Source organism: Rubrivivax sp. JA1026, from assembly GCF_011065555.1.
GTDB classification, from domain to species: Bacteria; Pseudomonadota; Gammaproteobacteria; order Burkholderiales; family Burkholderiaceae_C; genus Rubrivivax; species Rubrivivax benzoatilyticus.
On the sequence record NZ_JAALCQ010000003.1, the window covers coordinates 1 to 22,388 of the forward strand.

Sequence of the window (22,388 nt, forward strand, 5' to 3'; positions counted from 1 at the left end):
TGCCGCCGCCGACGCCACGACGCGGCGCTTGGCGATCGCCAGCGCCGCCACCGACACCGCGGTGCCGACCACCAGCGCGACGACGAAGCTGCCCAGGTGCGTCACCGCGTTCGGGATCGGCAGCACGAAGACGCCGCCGTGCGGCACCTTGAGCTGCACGCCCATCGCCAGGCAGATCGCGCCGGCGACCGCAGAGCCGGCGATCAGCGACGGGATCACGCGCAGCGGGTCGCGTGCCGCGAACGGGATCGCGCCTTCGGTGACGAAGGCCAGCCCGAGCACGAAGGCGGCGTTGCCGGCTTCACGCTCCTCGGCGGTGAAACGCGAGGGCAGCAGCTTGCAGGCCACGGCCAGCGCCAGCGGCGGCGTCATGCCGGCGCACATCACCGCGGCCATCGGCTCGGTGACGTTGGCCGCGATCAGCGTCGTGCCGAAGACGTAGGCCGCCTTGTTGATCGGCCCGCCCATGTCCACCGCCATCATGCCGCCCAGGATCAGCCCGAGCACCACGGCCGACGCGCCCTGCATGCCCTGCAGCCAGGTGGTCAGCGCCGCCAGCAGCGTCGCCGCCGGCGCGCCGACGACGTAGTACATCAAGAGCCCGGTCGCCGCCGTGCCCAGCAGCGGCAGGATCAGCACGGGTTTGAGGCCCTCCAGCGTGCGCGGCAGCTTGATCGCCTTGTTCAGCCACTGCACGCCGTAGCCGGCGATGAAGCCGGCGACGATGCCGCCGAGGAAACCGGCGCCGATCGCCCCGGCGATGACGCCGCCGGTCATGCCCGGCGCGATGCCCGGCCGGTCGGCGATCGAGTAGCCGATGTAGCCGGCCAGCGCCGGCACCATCAGCGTGAACGCGCCCTTGGCGCCGATCTGGAACAGCGTCCAGCCCAGCGTGCCCCTGTGAGCGTCCTCGTAGACGTAGATGCCGCCGAGCGCGAAGGCGATCGCGATCAGCAGCCCGCCGGCGACGACGAAGGGCAGCATGAAGGACACGCCGGTCATCAGGTGCTTGTAGACGCCGGTGCGTGCGGCCGGGGCAGCGGCCGATGCCGACGCGTCCGGCGCAGCCTCGCCGCCGTGCACACGCGCCTCGGCCAGCGCACGCTTGATCAGGCCGGCGCCGTCGCCGATCGCCGGCTTGGTCGGCGACTGGAACAGGCGCTTGCCGGCGAAACGCGACAGCTCGACCTGGCGGTCGGCGGCGATCAGCACCAGGTCGGCGGCGGCGATCTCCTCGGCCGTCAGCGCGTCCTGCGAACCGACCGAGCCCTGGGTCTCGACGCGGATCTGGTGGCCCAGCGCCTTGGCGCCTTCCTGCAGCCCTTCGGCGGCCATGAAGGTGTGCGCGATGCCGGTCGGGCAGGAGGTGATGGCGACGATCTTCAGCGCCGCCGACGCCGGCGCAGCAGCCGGCGAGACGGGTGCCGGCGCGGCCGGCCGCGGCGCGCTGGCTGCCGCCGGCGTCGCCGCCGCGGCGCCGGCCAGCACGAGCACGGCGCGGGCGTCGTGCAGCACCTCGGCCAGCGTCGCGGTGTACGGCGACAGGCCGTCGAAACGTGCGTCGGGACGCAGGTCGCCGACCAGCAGCAAGGCGTGCGCCTCGTGCAGCGCGGCGGCGTCCAGCGGGTCGATCACACCGTCCTCGGTGTGCAGCTCGACGGCGATCGTGCGCCCGGCTTCGCGTGCGGCGCGCTTCAAGGCCTCGCGCACGAGGTAGGCGTGGGTGCCGCGGTCCCCGGCACCGACGACGGCAACGATGTGACTCATGTTCTGCTCCCGGGGGCCGCGGCCCAGACGTCCAGCGGCTGCGGCCGCACCGCGGCGGCCAGGGCATCCAGTTCGGCGGCCGGCGGCAGGTGCGCACCTTCGCGCCCCAGCTTGCCGGCGGCAAAAGCCGTCGCGCGCCGCGCCAGCGCGTCCAGCGCCAGGCCGTCGGCCAGCGCCGAGGTGATGCCGGCGACCATCGCGTCGCCGGCACCGACCGTGCTGCCGGTCGCCAGCCGCGGCGGCGCCGCCTGCAGCGCGCCTTCGGCGGTGACGAAGGCCGCGCCTTCGGTGCCCAGCGAGACGACGACCAGCGCGATGCCGCGTGCGACCAGCGCGCGCGCCGCGTCGATCAGCGCCGTGCGTTCGTCGAAGCGCCGCCCGGCCCAGGCTTCGAGCTCGGCGCGGTTGGGTTTGACGGCGTAGGGCAGCGCGCCGGGCGGCAAGGCGAGCACGGCGTCCAGCGCCGCGCCGCTGAGGTCGGCGACGACGCGCGCGCCGCGCCCCGCCAGCGCGGCGGCCAGGCGGGCGCTGGTGTCGGCCGCCAGCCCGCCCGGCTGGCTGCCGGAGATCACGACCAGCTCGCCGGTGCCGACCTCGGCCAGCCCGGCGAACACCGCCTCGGCGTCGGCCGCGCCGGCCGTGAAGCCCGGCAGGTTGACGTCGGTGGTGCGGCCGCCGGTCTCCAGCAGCTTGACGTTGGTGCGCGTCGCGCCGGTCACACGCTGCAACCAGTCGGCGATGCCTTTGGCGGCGAAGAGCTGCTCGAAGATCGCCGCGTTGTCGCGGCCCAGAAGCCCGTGCAGCTCGACCGCCTGGCCGGCGTCGGCCAGACAGGAGGCGACGTTGACGCCCTTGCCGCCGGCGTCGTGGCGCACCGCGAGCGCGCGCACGACCTCGCCGGGCACCAGGCGTTCCAGCGTCACCGTCTGGTCGATCGCCGGGTTGAAGCTGACGCAGCGGATCGTCATGCGCCCTCCCCGCCGTCGGCCAGCGCACGCACCGCGGCGGCGTCGGGCGCGGCCAGCGCCTGGCGTGCCAGCGCCTGCAGCGCCGGGAGTTCGGCGGCGCGCAGCCGCTCCTTGACCGCCGGGATGTCGCGCGGCGTCATCGACAGCTCGTCGACGCCCAGGCCGGCGAGCAGCGCGGCGCCGTGCGGGTCGCCCGCCAGGCCGCCGCAGACGCCGACCCAGCGGCCGTGCATATGCGCGCCCTGCACCGTCAGCCCGATCAGCCGCAGCACCGCCGGGTGCAGGCTGTCGGCCTCGGGCGCCAGCACCGGGTTCTGGCGGTCGATGGCCAGCGTGTACTGCGTCAGGTCGTTGGTGCCGATGGAAAAGAAGTCGGCGTGCTGCGCCAGGTCGGCGGCCAGCAGCGCCGCCGACGGCACCTCGATCATGATGCCCAGCGGCAGCTTGGGCGCCTGCAGCTCCTCGCGGATGCGCTCGCAGGTCTCGCGCAGCGCCAGCAGCTCGGCGGCCGAGGTGATCATCGGGAACATCACCGAGATCGGCGCGCCGTCGCGGCCGGCGCGGTACAGCGCGCGGATCTGCGGCACCAGCAGCTCGGGCCGGCGCAGCAGCAGGCGCGCGCCGCGCACGCCGAGGAAGGGGTTCTCCTCGCGCGGCAGCTCCAGGTGCGCGACCTGCTTGTCGCCGCCGATGTCCAGCGCGCGGATGACCAGCGGCCGGCCTTGCAGCGCGTCGGCCATCGCCTTGTAGGCCTGGTACTGGTCTTCCTCGGACGGCGTCTCGCCGCGTTCGAGGAACAGGAACTCGGTGCGCATCAGGCCCACGCCTTCGGCGCCCTGGGCGATGGCGAACGCGGCCTGGTCGGCGAGGTTGATGTTGGCGCCGATCGAGACCGTGTGGCCGTCGCGCGTGCGCGCCGGCAGCGCACGCGCCTCGGCGGCCTGGGCGCGGCGCGCTTCCTCGGCGGCGATCCAGGCGCGCGCCGATTCCAGGTCGGCGTCTGACGGCGCCAGGAACAGCCGGCCGCCGCTGCCGTCGACGATGGCCGGCGCGCCGGCTTCCAGCGCCGCCAGCGCGGCCCCGGCGCCGACCACCGCCGGCAGCCCCAGCGTGCGCGCCAGGATCGCGGTGTGCGAGGTCGGCCCGCCTTGCGCGGTGACGATGCCGACGACACGCTCGGCGTCCAGCCCGGCGGTGTCGCTGGGCGTCAGGTCCTCGGCGACGAGGATGCTGCCGGCCGGCACCTCGGCGGCGGCCGGGCGCGCCAGCGCCGGGTCGATCTGCGCCAGCACACGGTGGCCGACGTCGCGCAGGTCGGTGGCGCGCCCGGCGAGCACGGCGTTGCCCAGCGAGGCCAGCCGGCCGGCGGTGTCCTCGACCGCGGTGTGCCAGGCCCAGGCGACACCGTGGCCTTCGACGAGGTGCTGCGAGGCCAGCGTGATCAGCGCCGGGTCGTTCAGCAGCTCGGCCTGGGCGCGGAAGATCGCCGCGTCGGCGGCGCCCAGGCGGCGGCGGGTGTCGTCGGCGACGGCACGCAGTTCGTCGCGGGCGCGTGCCAGCGCGCCGTGCAATCGGTCGGCGGCCTCGACCAGGTCGACCGGCTCGTCGGGCACGACCATCGGCCCGGCGTGCAGCCGGTGCAGCCGGCCGATCGCCAGCCCCGGCGACGCGCCGACCCCGGCGACGACCTCGGCCGCGCCCGGCGGCTGCCAGGCGCCGGCGGCGGCGCGGCGCTTGCGCTCGGCCTTCTCGGCGTCGGCCTTCTCGCGGGCGCTCAGGCCGGCGAGCACGATGCGCAGCGTGGCCAGCGCGTCGGCGGCGTCGGGGCCGTCGGCCGAGACGGTGACGGTGTCGCCGCAGCGCAGGCCCAGCTGCAGCAGCGCGATCAGGTTGCGTGCGTCGGCGGCTTCGGCGCCGTGGCGCACACGCACCCGGGCGGCGAAGCGGCGTGCGGTCTCGGCCCACTCGGTGGCCGGGCGCGCGTGCAGACCGCTCGGGTAGTCGACGACCCAGTCGAAGCGGCGCGCGAAGTCCTCGGCCGGCGCGTCGGCTTCGTCGGGCGCGATCTCGACGCCGGCCAGCGCACGGATCAGCGCGTCGGGGTCGTCGGTGCGCGCCAGCATCGCCAGGCGCGCGTCGTCGGCCATCAGCCGCGTCAGCCGGCGCAGGATGCCGATGTGGGCGTCGGAGCGCGCGGCGATCGCGACGACCAGATGGGCGCGCTGGCCGGGGTTCCAGTCGACGCCGTCGCGCACCTGCAGCACGGCGATGCCGTCGCGCTGGATCAGCTCGCGCTCGTCGACCATGCCGTGCGGGATGGCGATGCCCTTGCCGAGGAAGGTGTCGGCGGCGGCCTCGCGGCGCAGCATGCTGGCCTCGAAAGCCGGGCGCACGCAGCCGGCGGCGGTCAGCAGGCCGGTGGCCTGGCGGATGGCTTCGGCCTTGTCGGCCACACGCGCGTCCAGGCGGACGAGTTCGCGCGGCAGCAGGCCGCTGGCGTTGAAGGTGGACACGTCAGAACTCCGTCGGTTTGACCTGCGACGGTAGCGCAGGCGGCCGTGGCCGGCGAGTTCCGACGATCCCGGATGGTCGTCGTGCGCGGGCCGCGCACGGCGGCCCGAAACACGGTAAACGTTATTGCAGTGGCACGCCGGTCTTGGCCTGCAGCTCGTCGCGCGTGACGCCGGGCGCCATCTCGACGACCTTCAGCCCGTGCGGCGTGACGTCGAGCACCGCGAGGTCGGTGATGATGCGGTCGACGACGCCGACGCCGGTCAGCGGCAGCGTGCACTGCGGCAGGATCTTCAGCTCGAAGCCCGAGCCGTCCTTCTTCTTCGCGACGTGCTCCATCAGCACGACGACGCTGCGCACGCCGGCGACGAGGTCCATCGCGCCGCCCATGCCCTTGACCATCTTGCCGGGGATCATCCAGTTGGCCAGGTCGCCCTTGGCGCTGACCTGCATCGCGCCGAGGATCGACAGGTTGATCTTGCCGCCGCGGATCATCGCGAAGCTGTCGTGGCTGCCGAAGATGCTGGAGCCGGCGATCGTCGTCACCGTCTGCTTGCCGGCGTTGATCAGGTCGGCGTCGACCTCGTCCTCGGTCGGGAACGGGCCGATGCCGAGCATGCCGTTCTCGCTCTGCAGCCAGACCTCGATGTCCTCGGGCACGAAGTTGGCCACCAGCGTCGGCAGGCCGATGCCGAGGTTGACGTAGAAGCCGTCCTGCAGTTCCTGGGCGGCGCGCGCCGCCATCTCGTCGTGGGTCCAGGCCATGATCGCTCCTTCAGGCGGTCTTCTCGCGGATCGTGCGCTTCTCGATGCGCTTCTCCGGGTGCGGGTTGTGCACCAGGCGGTGCACGTAGATGCCGGGCAGGTGCACCTCGTCGGGGTCGAAGCTGCCGACCGGCACGATCTCCTCGACCTCGACGACGCTGACGCGCCCGGCCATGATCACCGCCGGGTTGAAGTTGCGCGCCGTGCGGCGGAACACGAGATTGCCACTCTCGTCGGCCTTCCAGGCCTTGGCCAACGACACGTCGGGCACGATGGCGCGCTCCATCACATAGAGCTTGCCGTCGAACTCGCGGGTCTCCTTGCCTTCGGCGACCAGCGTGCCGACGCCGGTGCGCGTGAAGAAGGCCGGGATGCCGGCGCCGCCGGCCCGCAGCTTCTCGGCCAGCGTGCCCTGCGGCGTGAACTCCAGCTCCAGCTCGCCGGCCAGGAACTGGCGCTCGAACTCCTTGTTCTCGCCGACGTAGCTGGAGATCATCTTGCGGATCTGGCGCGTCTCCAGCAGCTGGCCGAGGCCGAAGCCGTCGACACCGGCGTTGTTGGAGACGACGGTCAGATCCTTGACGCCGCTGTCGCGCAGCGCGGCGATCAGCGCCTCGGGGATGCCGCACAGGCCGAAGCCGCCGACGGCCATCAGCTGGCCGTCGTGCACGATGCCGGCGAGCGCGGCCTGCGCGCTCGGATAGAGCTTCTTCATCGGGACGCCTCTCGCACTCAGGGAAACCGAGGCAGCGTACTACGTAAGGGGTTAAGTAGTCGTTACGTAGAATTGACTACGGATCTGCCCCGAAGGACCTCGCGATGCAGACGCTGGACTACCGCACCGCGTTCGAACTGGCGCCCATCGGCCTGGTGATCAGCCGCGAACGCGTGATGATCGACTGCAACGCCGAGATGCTGGCGATCTTCGGCGCCGTGCGCGAGCAGATCGTCGGCCAGTCCTTCGAGGTGCTCTACCCCACCGCGGCCGAATACGAACGCACCGGCGAGCGCATCGTCGAGATGCTCGACGCCCAGGGCCGCTACGCCGACGACCGCATCATGAAGCGCGCCGGCGGCGAACTCTTCTGGTGCCACGTCTCGGGCCACGCGCTGGACACGCGCGCGCCGCACGCGGCGGGCATCTGGTCCTTCGAGGACCTGTCGGCGCGGCGCGTGCTGAAGGTCGACTTCACGCCGCGCGAACGCGAGATCGCGGCCCTGGTCATCGAGGGCCACACGAGCAAGGAAATCGGCCGCAAGCTGGCGATCAGCCCGCGCACGGTCGACGTCTACCGCGCACGGCTGATGCGCAAGACGGGCGCGGCGACGACGCCCGAACTGGTCAACAAGCTCCTCAACGGCTGAACCTGGAGAACAACGCATGATCGTCGTCCACCACCTGGAGAACTCGCGCTCGCAGCGTGTGCTGTGGCTGCTCGAGGAACTGGGCCTGGCTTACGAAGTGAAGCGCTACGAGCGCGACCGCGAAACGATGCTCGCGCCGCCCGAACTGAAGCGTGTGCACCCGCTGGGCAAGTCGCCGGTGATCGTCGACGGCGCGGTGACGGTGGCCGAGACCGGCGCCATCGTCGAGTACCTGCTCGACACCTACGACCCCGAAGGCCGCCTGCGCCCGCCGCCGGCCACCGAGGCGCGCCGGCGCTTCACCTACTGGCTGCACTTCGCCGAAGGCAGCGCGATGCCGCCGCTGCTGATGAAGCTGGTCTTCGACCGCGTGCGCAGCGCGCCGGTGCCGTTTTTCATCAAGCCCGTCGTCAAGGGCATCGCCGACAAGGTGACCGGCAGCTTCATCGCGCCGAACATCGCCGCGCAGCTGGCCTTCATGGAAGCCGAACTGAGCGCCCGCCCCTGGTTCGCCGGCGAGGCCTTCAGCGCCGCCGACGTGATGATGAGCTTCCCGCTCGAAGCCGCGGCGGCCCGCGCCGGGCTCGACGCCCGCTACCCGAAGCTGCAGGACTGGCTCAAGCGCGTGCACGCACGCGCCGCCTACGGCCGCGCGCTGGAGCGTGGCGGGCCGTATTCGATCATCGGCTGAGGCGCCGGCGGGGCCGGCGGGCCCCGGCCGTCAGCCGAACAGTGCCCGGATGGCCTCCGGCAGCGGCACCGCCTTCTTCGCCGCGTAGTCGGTCCACACCGTCTTCGCGCCGCCTTCGGCGTAGACCACGCCGGGTTCGCCGACACGCTCCATCACGACGTAGGTGTCGAAGCTCGTGCGCCCGGGGTTGGCGATGTAGTGGCGCGCCAGCACCTCGCCGGGGAACTCGAGCTGGCGCATGAAGTTGCAGAACGCGTTGACGATCACCGGGCCGCTGCCGTGGCTGGGGTGCGCCGGGCCGCCGATGCGGTACAGCCACTCCAGCCGCGCGATCTCCAGGTAGCGGAAGTAGACGGTGTTGTTGACATGGCCCATCGCGTCCATGTCGCCCCAGCGGATAGTGATCACCGTCTCGTGGGTCAGCGTCTTGTGTTCGGGCAGCGTGAAACGCATGGTGCTCTCCAGCGTCGCCCGGCCTGCCCGCGGCCGGGCGCGGGGGTCAATCGGTGGCCGACACGCCCAGCTCGCGCGCCAGCCGCTCGACCAGCGCACGCAGGTCGGCGACCTCGGCCGCCAGCCGGGCCTGCTCGGCCTTCAGCGCCGACAGCTCGCCGGCCGACACCGCTTCGGCCGGCAGCGCCGCGGCGCCGGCCGGCCAGACCGGCTGCGCGACCTCGCCGCACAGCCGATGCGCCCAGCGCGACTCGCGTTCGCCCGGCGCACGCGCCAGCTTGACGACCTTGGGCGGCTGCTTCTCGGCCAGCTCCTCCAGGAAACCCTCGACCGAGGAGATGTCGGCGAAACGGTGCAGGCGCTCGCTGTTCAGGCGCAGCTCGGCCGCGGTCTGCGGGCCGCGCAGCATCAGCACCGCCAGCAGCGCGACGGCCGCGCCCGGCACGCCGAGGCCGCGCGCGGCGTTGTGGTCGAAACGCACGACGCGGCTGCCGCTGACCTCGTTGACCAGGGCCAGCGACTTCAGCCCTTCCAGCGCCGCCAGCACGTCGGCGTCGGCGGCGTCCATCACCGGCTGGCGCGCGGTCTTCTGGTTGCAGCCCGCGACCAGCGCGTTCAGCGACAGCGGATAGGTGTCGGGCACGGTGTGCTGCTTCTCGACGAGCACACCGAGCACACGCGCTTCGAGCGGGGTCAGGTCACGCATGCTGCACGCCCCTCAGACGCCGAAGCCGTCGTCGGCGGAGATCACCGCGCCGTTGACGAAGTGGCTCTCGTTGGCGCACAGCATCATCAGCACGGCGTCCAGGTCCTCGGGTTTGCCGACACGCTTGCGCGGCAGCATGTCGACCAGCTTGCGCCCGGCCTCGGTCTGCCAGTGGTGGTGGTTGATCTCGGTGTCGATGTAGCCCGGGCAGATGGCGTTGACGTTGATGCCGTGGCGGCCCCATTCCAGCGCCATCGCGCGCGTCATGTGGATCACCGCGGCCTTGCTCATCGCGTAGACGCCGATCTGGCCCAGCACACGCAGCCCGGCCATCGACGCCACGTTGACGATGCGCCCGCCGGTGTAGGTGCCCGGCGCCTGGCCGCGGCTGCGCGCGATCATGCGTTTGGCCACCGCCTGGGCGACGAAGAAGGCGCCGCGGGTGTTGGTGTCCATCACGTAGTCGTAGTCCTCGGGCGTGACGTCGACCAGCTTCTGCGTCGTGCTGACGCCGGAGTTGTTGACCAGGATGTCGATGACACCCATCTCGGTCTCGGCATGGGCCACGGCCGAGGCGATGCTCGCCGGGTCGGTGACGTCGAGCGTGACGACGTGGGCGTCGCCGCCTTCGGCCTCGATCTCGGCGCGCAGCGTCTTCAGGCGCTCGACGCGGCGCGCGGCGAGCACGACGCCGGCGCCGGCACGCGCCAGCGTCTTCGCGAAGCTCGCGCCCAGGCCGCTGGAGGCGCCGGTGACGAAGGCGACGCGGCCGGAAAGGTCGATCTGGTAGCTCATCGGTGGAGTCCTGGTTCGGTCTGTCGGGGGCGCGGGCACGATAGCACCGAAGCCGTGGCCGACAATCGGCCCATGGACCGTGTCGAAGTCGTCGTCGTCGGGGCCGGGGTCGTCGGCCTCGCGGTGGCGCGCGCGCTGGCGTGCGCCGGGTCGGAGGTGCTGATCCTCGAGCGCGAGGGCGCGATCGGCAGCGGCGTCTCGTCGCGCAACAGCGAGGTCGTGCACGCCGGGCTCTACTACCCCGCCGGCAGCCTGAAGGCGCGGCTGTGCGTGGCAGGCCGCGAGCGGCTCTACGCCTATTGCGCCGAACGCGGCGTCGACGCGCGCCGCTGCGGCAAGCTGGTCGTCGCGACGACCGCGGCCGACCTGCCCAAGCTGGACACGATCGAGGCCCGCGGCCGCGCCGCCGGCGTCGCCGACCTGCAGCGCCTGACGGCCGCCGAGGCGATGGCGATGGAGCCGGCACTGGCCTGCGCCGGCGCGCTGTGGTCGCCGTCGTCGGGCATCGTCGACAGCCACGGCCTGATGACCGCGCTGCTGGGCGACGCCGAGAACGCCGGCGCGATGCTGGCGCTGCGCTCGCCGTTCGCCAGCGCGCGCCGCGACGGCGAGGGCTGGATCGTCGGCACCGGCGGCGACGAGCCCTTCGAGCTGGCGACACGCTGGATCGTCAATGCCGCGGCGCTCGACGCGCAGCAGGTGGCGCTGGCGATGCAGGGCTTTGCGGCCGCCGCGGTGCCGCCGACCTGGCGCGCCAAGGGCCACTACTTCTCGCTCGCCGGGCGCGCGCCGTTCTCGCGCCTCGTCTACCCGACGCCGGTCGACGGCGGCCTGGGCGTGCACCTGACGCTGGACCTGGGCGGCCAGGCGCGTTTCGGCCCCGATGTCGAATGGCTGGCGCCCGGCGCCCCACTGGACTACGCCGTCGACCCGGCGCGCCAGGCCGGTTTCGAGGCCGACATCCGGCGCTACTGGCCGGGCCTGCCGGCCGGTGCGCTGCAACCGGCCTACAGCGGCATCCGGCCCAAGATCTCCGGCCCCGGCGAGCCGGCGGCCGACTTCGTCATCGCCGGCCCGGCCGAACATGGCGTGCCGGGGGTCGTGCAGCTGTTCGGCATCGAGTCGCCCGGGCTCACCGCGTGCCTCGCGCTCGCCGACGAGGTGGCCGGGCGCATTGTCCCTTTCGCGACCTCAAAATAGAACGACCGTTCGTTTTTCGGGGCCCGGACTTATAGAATGCTCGCGGCCTCACCCAGGAGACAAAGGTCAAGATGCGCTCAGAAGAAATCCTCGAGCAGTACGGTCCGCGCGAGGCGATGGAGTACGACGTCGTCGTCGTCGGGGCCGGCCCGGGCGGGCTCGCGGCGGCGATCCGCCTCAAGCAGCTGAACCCCGAGCTCTCGGTCGTCGTGCTCGAGAAGGGCAGCGAACCGGGCGCGCACGTGCTGTCCGGCGCGGTGATGGACCCGCGCGCGCTGACCGAGCTGATCCCGGACTGGAAGGAACGCGGCGCGCCGCTGAACCAGCCCTGTGCCGAGGACGAGGTGCTGTTCCTCAACGCCAACGGCAGCCACCACGAGGCGCCGTCGTGGCTGATCCCGGGCTGCCTGCACAACCACGGCAACTACATCATCAGCCTGGGTGCGGTGACGCGCTGGATGGCCGCGCAGGCCGAGGAACTGGGCGTCGAGATCTTCCCCGGCTTCGCCGCGGCCGAAGTGCTGTACGGCGAGGACGGCCGGGTGCGTGGCGTCGCCACCGGCAACATGGGTGTCGGCAAGGACGGCCAGCCGCACGACGGCTTCCAGCTCGGCATGGAGCTGCTGGGCAAGTACACGATCTTCGCCGAAGGCGCACGCGGCCACCTGGGCCGTCAGCTGATCAGCCGCTTCGAGCTGGACAAGGGCCGCGACCCGCAGACCTACGCCATCGGCATCAAGGAGCTGTGGGAAGTGCCCGAGTCGGTCGCCAGGCCCGGCCTGGTGCTGCACAGCGCCGGCTGGCCAGTCGACGAGCAGACCTACGGCGGCGGCTTCCTGTACCACATGGAAGGCAAGCAGGTCGCGCTGGGCTACGTCGTCGGCCTGGACTACCAGAACCCCTGGATCAGCCCGTTCGAGGAGATGCAGCGCTGGAAGACGCACCCGGCGATCCGCCGCCACCTCGAAGGCGGCAAGCGGGTCGGCTACGGCGCGCGTGCGATCACCGCCGGCGGCCTGCTGTCGGTGCCCAAGCTGGTGTTCCCGGGCGGTGCGCTGGTCGGCTGCGAAGCCGGCACGCTGAACGCCGCGCGCATCAAGGGCAGCCACGCCGCGATCAAGACCGGCATGCTGGCCGCCGAGGCCGCCGCCGCGGCCATCGCCGCCGGCCGCGCCGGTGACGAGCTCGAGGCCTATCCGCAGGCCTTCCGCGCCAGCTGGCTCCACGAGGAGCTGGACGCCAGCCGCAACTTCAAGACCTGGTTCAAGAAGGGCAACACGGTCGGCACGCTGATGACCGGCATCGAGCAGTGGCTGCTGCCCAAGCTGGGCATGAAGAGCCCGCCGTGGACCATCCACCGCCACGCGCCGGACCACGTACGGCTGCACGCGGCCAGCCAGGTCGAGCCGATCGCCTACCCCAAGCCCGACGGCCAGCTGACCTTCGACCGCCTCAGCTCGGTGTTCCTCAGCAACACCAACCACGAGGAAAACCAGCCGGCGCACCTGACGTTGAAGGACGCGTCGGTGCCGGTGGCGGTGAACCTGGCGCGCTACGCCGGCCCCGAGAGCCGCTACTGCCCGGCCGGCGTCTACGAGTTCGTCGCCGCGGCCGACGGCGGCGAGCGCCTGCAGATCAACGCCCAGAACTGCGTGCACTGCAAGACCTGCGACATCAAGGACCCGACGCAGAACATCGTCTGGGTCACGCCCGAAGGCGGCGGCGGGCCGAACTACGCGGGCATGTGAAGCCGCACGCGGCATGAAATACGGCGGGCCTGGGCCCGCCGTTTTTCGTTGGGGCGCCGCCCGGCTCAGCGCGCCAGCAGCACCTGCTCGGCGAAGCGCACGAAGGCGTAGAAGCGCCAGTCGGCGTTCTCCTTGCGCTGGAAACCGTGGCCTTCGTTCTCGGCGCGCAGGTACCAGACCGGCGTGCCGTTGGCGCGCACCTGGGCGACGATCTGCTCGGCCTCGGTGTAGGGCACACGCGGGTCGTTGAGGCCCTGGACGACGAACAGCGGCTTGCGAATCTTCGCCGCGTTGGTCAGCGGCGAGATGCGGTCGAGGAACTCGCGCATCGCCGGGTCGCGTTCGTCGCCGTACTCGGCGCGGCGCAGGTCGCGGCGATAGCTCTCGGTGTTCTGCAGGAAGGTCACGAAGTGCGAGATGCCGACGTCGTCGACCGCGCCGGCGATGCGCTCGCCGTAGTGCACCGCGCTGGCCAGCGTCATGTAGCCGCCATAGCTGCCGCCGGCGACCAGCACACGCGAGGCGTCCAGCCCCGGCTGCGTGGCGATCCAGTCCAGCAGCGCGCCGATGTCCTTCACCGAGTCCTCGCGCTTGTAGCCGTCGTCCAGCGACAGGAAGGTCTTGCCGAAACCCGACGAGCCGCGCACGTTGGGCTGCACGATGGCGATGCCCAGCTCCTGCAGCAGGTAGTTGTAGCGGCCCATGAAGCCGACCGTGGCCTGGCCTTCGGGGCCGCCGTGGATCTGGACCAGCACCGGGCGCGGGCCGGTGAACCGCGCCGGCGGGCGGTGCAGCAGGCCGGAGATCGTGCGGCCGTCGAAGCTCGTCCAGCGCACGATCTCGGCCTCGCCGAAGCGCGACACGTCCAGGCCCGGCGGCACATGGGGCGTGGTCCAGTCGGCGACCGCGCCGCCGGCCAGGCGCAGCGAGTGCAGCCGGCTCGGGCCTTGCGCGCTGTTGGTCGAGAACGCGAGTTCGTCGCCACGGCGGTCGAAGGCCGCGCTGCCGACGCTGCCGGCGGGCAGCGGCGGCAGCGCCAGCTCCTTCAGCGTGCGGCCGTCGAGCAGGCGCAGCTCGTCGCGGCCCTCGACGTTGGCCTGGAAGGCGATCCAGCGCCCGTCCTCGCTGGGTGCGACGCCGCTGACGTCCCAGGGGATCTGCGACGTGAGCCGCGTGATGCGGCCGTCGGCCAGCGACAGCAGCATCAGCTCGCGGAACTCGCCGGCGCGGTCGCTGAGGAACAGCAGCCCCGAGCCGTCGGGCCGGAAGGCGACCGGGAAGTGCGAGGCTTTCAGCGTCTCGCCGGGCGCCGGCAGCACACGCCGGCGCTCGCCGCTGGCGAGGTCGACGAGCCAGGCTTCGGACTCGGTGGCCGAAACGTAGCGTGTGATCGCCAGCGTGCGGTCGTCGTGCGAGATCGCGCCGCCGAACCAGCCGGCGCCGGGCAGCACGGCGATCTGGCGCCGGCCCTCGGGCGAGAGCGGGTCCATCAGCCACAGCGTCGTGTCGATCGCCGAACGCTTGCCGCCGTCGGCGGTGCGGTCCAGCGGCACCGCGCCGTAGACCAGCTTGGACGCGCCATGCAGCCAGCCGACGAAGTCGTGGCGCTGGTCGGGGTCGGTCAGCAGCGTCGCCTGGCGTGTCGCCGGGTCCAGGCGGTAGAGCTGCGTCGCCTCGTTGCCGCCGCGGCCGCGCGCGAAGACGATGTAGCGGCCTTCGCGCGGCTCCCAGCTCGCTTCGGCCACCGGGTCGGGTTCGGCGGTCAGGCGCTCCAGCGCGGCGCCGGGGGCGGCGGCACGCCAGAGCTGGGCCGTGGCGTCGGTCTCGCCGCGGTGCAGCACCAGCATCTCGCGCCGCGTCGGGTGCCAGTCGGCGAAGCCGTGGCCGCGGAAGTCGTTGTAGCGCTGCACACGCTCGGCCAGCGACTGCGGGATCGGCGGGATGCCCTGCACGACGAGGTTGGCGTTGGGCGCGACCGTCGCCTCGGTGGCCGGTGCGCTGGCACAGCCGGCCAGCACCAGCGCGGCGGCGGCACAGGCCGCCGAAAACAGCATTCGTTTCATCGTTCTCCAAGGGCCCAGGAGGGCTTGCGTTTGTCGATGAAGGCCTGCACGCCTTCGAGTGCGGCCGGGTCCATCATGTTGCAGGCCATCGTGCGGCCGGCGTCTTCGTAGGCCGCGGCGATGCCGGTCTCGACCTGACGATAGAACAGCGCCTTGCCGGCGGCGATCGCGACCTGCGGCTTGGCGACGATGGCGGCGACCAGGCGCTCGACCTCGGCGTCCAGTGCCTCCGGCGCGGCGACGCGGTTGACCAGACCTTTGGCGCAGGCTTCGTCGGCACCGATGAACTCGCCGGTGACGAGCATCTCGAAGGCCGCCTTGCGCGGCAGGTTGCGCGCCAGCGCGACGCTGGGCGTCGAACAGAAAAGGCCCAGATTGACGCCGCTGACGGCGAACTTCGCGTCGCGCGAAGCGACCGCCAGATCGCACATCGCGACCAGCTGGCAGCCGGCCGCGGTGGCGATGCCGTGCACCCGCGCGATGACCGGCACCGGCAGCTTCTGGATCGTCAGCATCATGCGTGCGCAGGCCGCGAACAGGCGCTCGTAGTAGCCCAGCGAAGGCTCGGCGCGCATTTCCTTCAGGTCGTGGCCGGCGCAGAAGGCGCGGCCGGCGGCGGCGATGACGACCACACGCGCCGTCGTGTCCTCGGCGACACGTTCCAGCGAGGCCTGCAGCGCCGCGATCATCGCCTCGGACAGCGAGTTGAAGGCCTGCGGCCGGTCCAGCGTCAGCGTCACGACGCCGCGCTCGTCCTTCTCGTGCCGCAGCAGCGGTTCTTCGGTCATCGGTATCTCCTGGTCAGGCTCCCTCTCCCGCGACGGCGGGAGAGGGCGGGGGGTGAGGGCCGGGGTCTGCCGCCACCCTCACCCCAACCCTCTCCCGCAAGCGGGAGAGGGAGAGGAACTTCTCATTCGATCGCCGACGAGCTCCTGGCCCGCTGGCGCAACTGGAACTTCTGGATCTTGCCGGTGCTGGTCTTGGGGATCGTCTCGAAGCGGATCTCCTTGGGCACCTTGTAGCCGGCGAGCACACGCTTGCAGTGCGCGATCAGCTCGTCGGCCGTGACGTCGACGCCCAGCTTCAGCTCGACGTAGGCCACCGGCGTCTCGCCCCACTTCGGGTCGGGCTTGGCGACCACCGCGCAGGCCAGCACCGCGGGGTGGCGGTACAGCGCGTCCTCGACTTCCAGCGAGCTGATGTTCTCGCCGCCGGAGATGATGATGTCCTTGCTGCGGTCGCGGATCTTCACGTAGCGGTCGGGCTCGATGACCGCCAGGTCGCCGGTGTGGAACCAGCCGCCGGCGAAGGCCTTGTCGGTCGCCGACGGGTTCTTCAGGTAGCCCTTCATGACGATGTTGCCGCGGAACATGATCTCGCCCATCGTCTGGCCGTCAGCCGGCACCTCGGCCATCGTCTCCGGGTCGAGCACCGTCATGCCTTCCTGCAGCGCGTAGCGCACGCCCTGGCGGCCGTTGAGCCGCGTCTGCTCGGACAGGTCGGCGTCGCTCCAGGCCGGGCGTTTGACGGCCACCGCGGCCGGGCCGTAGACCTCGGTCAGGCCGTAGACGTGGGTGATGTCGAAGCCGATCTTCGCCATGCCCTCGATCATCGCGGCCGGCGGCGCGGCGCCGGCGACCATGCCGCGCACCTGCTGCGTGATGCCCTCGCGCCAGTCGGCCGGCGCGTTGATGATCAGCCCGTGCACGATCGGCGCGGCGCAGTAGTGGTCGACGCCGTGCTCGCGCATCGCGTCCAGGATCGCCTTGGGTTCGACCCGACGCAGGCAGACGTGGGTGCCGCCCAGCATCGCCACCGTCCACGGGAAGCACCAGCCGTTGCAGTGGAACATCGGCAGCGTCCACAGGTACTTCGGGAAGTGCGGCATGGTCCAGGTCGCCGCGTTGCCGACCGCGTTCAGGTAGGCGCCGCGGTGGTGGGTGACGACGCCCTTGGGGTCGCCCGTGGTGCCGCTGGTGTAGCTGACGGCGATCGCGTCCCACTCGTCGGCCGGGCCTTCCAGGCGCGCCAGCGGCGCGTGCGCGGCCAGCAGTTCCTCGTATTCCAGCGTGCCGACACGCTCGCCGCGGCCGGTGTATTCGCTGTCGCAGACGTCGATGACGACCGGCTCGCGGCCGTGTTCGGCCTTCAGCCGCGCCAGCGCGTCGGCCATCAGCGGGCCGAACTCGCGGTCGGTGATCAGCACCGCGGTCTCGCAGTGGTTCATCTGCCAGGCCAGCAGCGGCGCGTCCAGCCGCGTGTTGAGCGTATTCAGCACCGCGTTGACGGCCGGCACCGCGTAGTGCGCCTCGACCATCTCCGGCGTGTTGGGCAGCATCACGCTGACCGTCGTGCCGCGGCCCACGCCCAGCGCGCGCAGCGCCGCCGCGAGCCGGGCGCTGCGCTCGCGCACCTGGGCCCAGGTGTAGCGCCGCGCGCCGTGGATCACGGCCGGCAGGTCGCCGAAGACCTCGGCGCTGCGCTCGACGAAACTCGTCGGCGACAGCGCCACGTGGTTGGCCGCGTTGCGGTCCAGGTGCTGATCGTAGATGCTCATCCGGCCTCCTGTCGGTGCGCGGCGAATGTTATGCAAGCGGCTGACACCAGGCTGCCTCGGCCCCTCGTCTGCGGCGGGTGCGCGGCGCCGGATGGGCGCTGATACACTGCGCGCCGTCAGGAGAGAGCCCACCTCGAGCGGGCCGCCGAAGGCGCAGGGTCCAGCCCGAACGCTCAGGCAAAAGGACTGGCTTCCCACCTCACTGGAGAGAGGCCGCCGCGACAGGCGGCCCACCGAAGGGGCAAGGACCACCGCCGGGGTGGCTTCCGAATCTCTCAGGTAAAGCGGACAGCGGGGGCACGTGCGTCGGCGACAGCCGGCGATCCGAAGACGATGCCCTCGATGGAGTCCGCCGTGAGCGACCTTCTGAAGACGCCCCTGCACGACCTGCACCTGAGCCTCGGTGCGCGTTTGGTGCCGTTCGCCGGCTACGCGATGCCGGTGCAATACCGCGACGGCCTGATCGCCGAACACCGCCAGTGCCGCAACGCCGCGGCGCTGTTCGACGTCTCGCACATGGGCCAGGTGCGGCTGTCGGGCGCCGACGCCGCAGCCGCGCTGGAGACCCTGGTGCCGGTGGACGTCGTCGACCTCGCCGTCGGCCGCCAGCGCTACGCCTTCTTCACCAACGAACACGGCGGCCTGCTCGACGACCTGATGATCTCGCGCCCCGCGCCGGGCACCGGCTTCGGCGACCTGTTCCTCGTCGTCAACGCCGGCTGCAAGGACGCCGACCTGCGCCATCTGCAGACGAACATCGGCCACCGCTGCACCGTCGTCGGCATGCCCGAGCGCGCGCTGCTGGCGCTGCAGGGCCCGCTGGCCGCCGACGCGCTGGCGCGGCTGAACCCGGGCGTCAAGGAACTCGTGTTCATGACCGGCGGCGTGTTCGAACTGGCCGACGCGCCCTGCTTCGTCACGCGCTCGGGCTACACCGGCGAAGACGGCTTCGAGATCTCGGTGCCGGCCGAACGGGCCGAGGCGCTGGCCTCGGCGCTGCTGGCGCTGCCCGAGGTCAAGCCCGCCGGCCTGGGCGCACGCGACACGCTGCGCCTGGAAGCGGGGCTGTGCCTGTACGGCCACGACATCGACGAGAACACCTCGCCGGTCGAAGCCGGCCTGACCTGGGCGATCCAGAAGGTGCGCCGCCCGGGCGGTGCACGCGAAGGCGGCTACCCCGGCGCGGCGGCCGTCGAACGCCACCTGGCCGGCGGCGCGATGCGCAAGCGTGTCGGCCTCGTCGGCCTGGAACGTGTGCCGGTGCGCGAGGGCACGGCCATCGTCGATGCGCACGGCCATGCGCTGGGCCGCGTGACCAGCGGTACGCTGGCGCCCGGGGTCGACCGTCCGATCGCGATGGCCTACCTGCCGCAGGACCATGCTGCCCCCGAACACGAGGTCTACGCCGAGGTGCGAGGCAAACGCCTGCCGATGCGCGTGACCCCGATGCCGTTCCAACCCCACCGCTACCACCGCGGTTGAAATCTTCAGGAGAAGCCGATGACCACCATGTTCACCCCCGACCACGAATGGATCAACATCGAAGACCACGAGGCCGCGGTCGTCGGCATCACGCCGCACGCGCAGGACGCGCTCGGTGATGTCGTCTTCGTCGAGCTGCCCGAGGTCGGCCGCACGTTCAAGAAGGGCGAGGTGGCCGGCGTCGTCGAGTCGGTGAAGGCCGCCGCCGACCTCTACATGCCGGTCAGCGGCGAGATCGTCGAGGTCAACGAAGCGCTGCGCGACGAGCCGGCGCTGGCCAACAGCGACCCGATGGGCAACGGCTGGTTCTTCAAGGTCCGTGTCGCCGACATGGCCGAGTTCGACCAGCTGATGGACCCGCCCGCCTACGACGCGTTGCTGAAGACGCTCTGACCCCGCTTCCCCTCTAGCAGTCCACCGCCCATGCTGATGTCCGCCCTTCCCACGCTCGCCGAGCTCGAGCACCACGACGAGTTCGCCGCCCGCCACCTCGGGCCCAACGAAGCCGAGGAACGGCAGATGCTGTCGGTGATCGGCGCCGCCTCGCGGCAGGCGCTGATCGAGGCGGTGGTGCCGCGCACCATCGCCCGGCCGCAGCCGATGCAGCTGCCGGCGCCGGTGCCCGAGCACCAGGCGCTGGCCGAGCTGCGTGCGATCGCGGCGAAGAACCGCACGCTGCGCAGCTTCATCGGCCAGGGCTACCACGGCACGCGCACGCCGACGGTGGTGCTGCGCAACGTGCTCGAGAACCCCGCCTGGTACACGGCCTACACGCCTTACCAGGCCGAGATCTCGCAGGGGCGGCTTCAGGCGCTGGTCAACTTCCAGACCATGATCGCCGAGCTGACCGGCATGGCGATCGCCAACGCCTCGATGCTCGACGAGGCCACCGCCGTCGCCGAGGCGATGACGCTGGCCCGGCGCAGCGTGCGCGCCAAGTCGGACACGATCCGCGTCGCCGACGACTGCCACCCGCAGACGATCGAGGTGCTGCGCACGCGCGCCGAGCCGCTGGGGCTGGCGGTCGACGTGCGGCCCTTCGCCACGCTCGCCGACGACGGCGAGTTTTTCGCCGCCGTCGCGCAATACCCGGCCACCGACGGCACGGTGCACGACCTGCGCACGCTGGCCGACGCGGTGCATGCGAAGCAGGCGGCCTTCGTCGTCGCCGCCGACCTGCTGGCGCTGACACTGCTCGTGCCGCCGGGCGAGTTCGGTGCCGACATCGCCGTCGGCACGACGCAGCGTTTCGGCGTGCCGATGGCCGCCGGCGGCCCGCACGCCGCCTACCTGGCCTGCCGCGACGAGTACAAGCGCGCGATGCCCGGCCGCCTGGTCGGCGTCAGCGTCGACGTGCACGGCCGCCCGGCCTACCGCCTGGCGCTGCAGACGCGCGAGCAGCACATCCGCCGCGAGAAGGCGACGTCCAACATCTGCACCGCGCAGGTGCTGCCGGCGGTGCTGGCGTCGATGTACGCCGTCTACCACGGCCCCGCGGGGCTCAAGCGCATCGCCCAGCGCATCGCCGCCTACGCCGCGGCGCTGGCCGCCGGCCTGCGCGCGATGGGCCTGGAGGTGCTGACCGAAGCCGGCTTCGACACCGTCGCCGTCGAGCTCGGCGCACGCGCCGACGCGGTGATGGCGCGCGCGCTGGCCGACGGCGCCAACCTGCGCCGGCTGTCAGCGACGCGTGTCGCCGCGGCGCTGGACGAGACCACGAGCCGCGCCGACATCGCCGACCTCTGGCGCTGGTTCGCGCCGGACGGCGCGACGCTGCCATCGATCGACGAGTACGAGCGTGGCGTCGAGCCGCTGCTGCCCGAGGCGCTGCGCCGCAGCAGCGCCTTCCTGACGCACCCGGTCTTCAACTTGCACCACAGCGAGACCGAGATGCTGCGCTACCTGCGTCGCCTGTCCGACCAGGACCTGGCGCTGGACCGCACGATGATCCCGCTGGGCTCGTGCACGATGAAGCTCAACGCGACCAGCGAGATGATCCCCATCACCTGGCCGGAGTTCGCCAACCTGCACCCGTTCGCGCCGCGCGACCAGCTGGCCGGCGTCTGGGAGATGAACGACCAGCTCTGCGCCTGGCTGGCGCAAGCCACCGGCTACGCCGGCATCAGCCTGCAGCCCAACGCCGGTTCGCAGGGCGAGTACGCCGGCCTGCTGGCGATCCGCGGCTGGCACGCCTCGCGCGGCGACGAGAAGCGCGACCTCTGCCTGATCCCCGAGTCGGCGCACGGCACCAACCCGGCGAGCGCGCAGATGGCCGGTCTCTCGGTCGTCGTCGTCAAGTGCGACGCCAACGGCAATGTCGACCTCGCCGATCTGGAGGCCAAGTGCGTCCAGCACGCCGAACGCCTGGCCTGCGTGATGATCACCTACCCGTCGACCTACGGTGTCTTCGAGCCGGGCGTCAAGCAGCTCTGCGAGATCGTGCACCGCCACGGCGGCCGGGTCTACGTCGACGGCGCGAACATGAACGCGCTCGTCGGCCTGGCGGCGCCGGGCGAGTTCGGCGGCGACGTCAGCCACCTGAACCTGCACAAGACCTTCTGCATCCCGCACGGTGGCGGCGGCCCGGGCGTCGGCCCGGTCTGCGTCGTCGCCGACCTCGTGCCCTTCCTGCCCGGCCACGGCGACGCCGCCGCGCCGGTGGGCGCCGTCAGCGCCGCGCCGCTGGGCAACGCCGGCGTGCTGCCGATCAGCTGGATGTACGTGCGCATGATGGGCGCCGACGGCCTGCGCCAGGCCACCGAGACCGCGATCCTCAGCGCCAACTACATCGCCGCGCGGCTGGCGCCTTACTACGACATCCACTACAGCGGCGGCATCGAAGGCATCGCCGGCGGCGGTGTCGCGCACGAGTGCATCCTCGACCTGCGGCCGCTGAAGGAGACCAGCGGCGTCAGCGCCGAGGACGTCGCCAAGCGCCTCATCGACTACGGTTTTCACGCCCCGACGCTGAGTTTCCCGGTGCCCGGCACGCTGATGGTCGAGCCGACCGAGAGCGAGCCGCTGGTCGAGCTGGACCGCTTCTGCGACGCGATGATCGCCATCCGCGCCGAGATCGCGAAGGTCGAGGCCGGAGCCTGGCCGCGCGAGGACAACCCGCTGAAGCACGCCCCGCACACCGCCGAGGTGCTGCTCGCAGCCGAGTGGCCGCACGCCTACGGCCGCGAGGAAGCCGCCTACCCGGTGCCGGCGCTGCGCCGCCACAAGTACTGGTCGCCGGTGGGCCGCGTGGACAACGTCTGGGGCGACCGCAACCTCAGCTGCAGCTGCCCGCCGATGGCCGACTACGCCTGAGCCCG

18 protein-coding genes and 1 riboswitch are annotated in these 22,388 nt (G+C 72.0%); of the genes, 7 read left to right on the plus strand and 11 right to left on the minus strand.

What is annotated here, in order from left to right:
* From G5B56_RS06470 to G5B56_RS06490, 5 genes are all read right to left on the minus strand, one after another.
* Positions 1-1,767: PTS fructose transporter subunit IIC (locus tag G5B56_RS06470; RefSeq protein WP_164962696.1), on the minus strand; the 1,767-nt coding region annotated here is incomplete at its 3' end.
* Positions 1,764-2,735 (minus strand): 1-phosphofructokinase family hexose kinase, encoded by a 972-nt coding sequence (locus G5B56_RS06475; protein ID WP_164962697.1) that lies wholly within the window; start codon positions 2,733-2,735, stop codon positions 1,764-1,766. The genes G5B56_RS06475 and G5B56_RS06470, both read right to left, overlap by 4 nt.
* Complete coding sequence (gene ptsP, locus G5B56_RS06480) at positions 2,732-5,248, minus strand: phosphoenolpyruvate--protein phosphotransferase (protein WP_164962698.1); 2,517 nt, start codon at positions 5,246-5,248, stop codon at positions 2,732-2,734. Before ptsP ends, G5B56_RS06475 begins: the two co-directional genes overlap by 4 nt.
* Positions 5,249-5,369: 121 nt before the next feature.
* Complete coding sequence (locus G5B56_RS06485; protein WP_009857852.1) at positions 5,370-6,011, minus strand: CoA transferase subunit B; 642 nt, start codon at positions 6,009-6,011, stop codon at positions 5,370-5,372.
* Between the two features lie 10 nt (positions 6,012-6,021).
* Positions 6,022-6,726 carry a CoA transferase subunit A gene (locus tag G5B56_RS06490; RefSeq protein WP_009857851.1) on the minus strand — a complete coding sequence of 235 codons (705 nt, stop codon included), beginning with the start codon at positions 6,724-6,726 and terminating at the stop codon, positions 6,022-6,024.
* Between the two features lie 104 nt (positions 6,727-6,830).
* Here G5B56_RS06490 and G5B56_RS06495 point away from each other — a divergent pair, with 104 nt between their 5' ends.
* Both G5B56_RS06495 and G5B56_RS06500 read left to right on the plus strand, forming a co-directional pair.
* Positions 6,831-7,376 (plus strand): PAS and helix-turn-helix domain-containing protein, encoded by a 546-nt coding sequence (locus G5B56_RS06495; RefSeq protein WP_009857850.1) that lies wholly within the window; start codon positions 6,831-6,833, stop codon positions 7,374-7,376.
* A 16-nt stretch (positions 7,377-7,392) separates the two neighbouring features.
* Entirely contained in the window at positions 7,393-8,067 is a 675-nt protein-coding gene (locus G5B56_RS06500; RefSeq protein ID WP_009857849.1) for a glutathione S-transferase, read from the plus strand.
* Positions 8,068-8,097: 30 nt separating this feature from the next.
* Here the strand turns inward: G5B56_RS06500 and G5B56_RS06505 are convergent, their stop codons facing one another.
* Genes G5B56_RS06505 through G5B56_RS06515 form a run of 3 tightly spaced genes read right to left on the minus strand, consistent with a single transcriptional unit; the run spans position 8,098 to position 10,021 of the window.
* The gene (locus tag G5B56_RS06505) at positions 8,098-8,520 is read right to left on the minus strand and encodes a thioesterase family protein (RefSeq protein WP_164962699.1); all 423 of its coding nucleotides are present in this window, start codon (positions 8,518-8,520) and stop codon (positions 8,098-8,100) included.
* A gap of 46 nt (positions 8,521-8,566) precedes the next feature.
* Positions 8,567-9,226 (minus strand): YceH family protein, encoded by a 660-nt coding sequence (locus G5B56_RS06510; RefSeq protein WP_164962700.1) that lies wholly within the window; start codon positions 9,224-9,226, stop codon positions 8,567-8,569.
* A gap of 12 nt (positions 9,227-9,238) precedes the next feature.
* Positions 9,239-10,021 carry an SDR family oxidoreductase gene (locus G5B56_RS06515; protein ID WP_009857846.1) on the minus strand — a complete coding sequence of 261 codons (783 nt, stop codon included), beginning with the start codon at positions 10,019-10,021 and terminating at the stop codon, positions 9,239-9,241.
* 72 nt (positions 10,022-10,093) lie between these two features.
* Between G5B56_RS06515 and G5B56_RS06520 the strand changes: the two genes are divergently transcribed.
* Complete coding sequence (locus G5B56_RS06520) at positions 10,094-11,221, plus strand: NAD(P)/FAD-dependent oxidoreductase (RefSeq protein WP_164962701.1); 1,128 nt, start codon at positions 10,094-10,096, stop codon at positions 11,219-11,221.
* A gap of 71 nt (positions 11,222-11,292) precedes the next feature.
* The gene (locus G5B56_RS06525) at positions 11,293-12,969 is read left to right on the plus strand and encodes an electron transfer flavoprotein-ubiquinone oxidoreductase (RefSeq protein ID WP_164962702.1); all 1,677 of its coding nucleotides are present in this window, start codon (positions 11,293-11,295) and stop codon (positions 12,967-12,969) included.
* A gap of 65 nt (positions 12,970-13,034) precedes the next feature.
* Here G5B56_RS06525 and G5B56_RS06530 read toward each other — a convergent pair whose 3' ends face one another.
* The 3 genes from G5B56_RS06530 to G5B56_RS06540 form a co-directional block, all read right to left on the minus strand.
* Positions 13,035-15,023 carry a S9 family peptidase gene (locus G5B56_RS06530; protein WP_206023490.1) on the minus strand — a complete coding sequence of 663 codons (1,989 nt, stop codon included), beginning with the start codon at positions 15,021-15,023 and terminating at the stop codon, positions 13,035-13,037.
* A 5-nt stretch (positions 15,024-15,028) separates the two neighbouring features.
* A complete protein-coding gene (locus G5B56_RS06535) occupies positions 15,029-15,820 on the minus strand; it encodes an enoyl-CoA hydratase (RefSeq protein ID WP_164962703.1) in 792 nt (263 codons plus the stop codon).
* A gap of 122 nt (positions 15,821-15,942) precedes the next feature.
* Positions 15,943-17,589 (minus strand): acyl-CoA synthetase, encoded by a 1,647-nt coding sequence (locus tag G5B56_RS06540; RefSeq protein ID WP_164962704.1) that lies wholly within the window; start codon positions 17,587-17,589, stop codon positions 15,943-15,945.
* 192 nt (positions 17,590-17,781) lie between these two features.
* Positions 17,782-17,891: riboswitch (glycine riboswitch) on the plus strand.
* A gap of 40 nt (positions 17,892-17,931) precedes the next feature.
* Here G5B56_RS06540 and gcvT point away from each other — a divergent pair.
* Genes gcvT through gcvP form a run of 3 tightly spaced genes read left to right on the plus strand, consistent with a single transcriptional unit; the run spans position 17,932 to position 22,383 of the window.
* Complete coding sequence (gene gcvT / locus G5B56_RS06545) at positions 17,932-19,071, plus strand: glycine cleavage system aminomethyltransferase GcvT (RefSeq protein WP_206023491.1); 1,140 nt, start codon at positions 17,932-17,934, stop codon at positions 19,069-19,071.
* Between the two features lie 18 nt (positions 19,072-19,089).
* The gene (gcvH, locus tag G5B56_RS06550; RefSeq protein ID WP_009857791.1) at positions 19,090-19,464 is read left to right on the plus strand and encodes a glycine cleavage system protein GcvH; all 375 of its coding nucleotides are present in this window, start codon (positions 19,090-19,092) and stop codon (positions 19,462-19,464) included.
* A 30-nt stretch (positions 19,465-19,494) separates the two neighbouring features.
* Positions 19,495-22,383, plus strand: a complete 2,889-nt coding sequence (gene gcvP / locus G5B56_RS06555; RefSeq protein WP_164962706.1) for an aminomethyl-transferring glycine dehydrogenase — start codon at positions 19,495-19,497, stop codon at positions 22,381-22,383.
* The last annotated feature ends 5 nt before the right edge of the window (positions 22,384-22,388 follow it).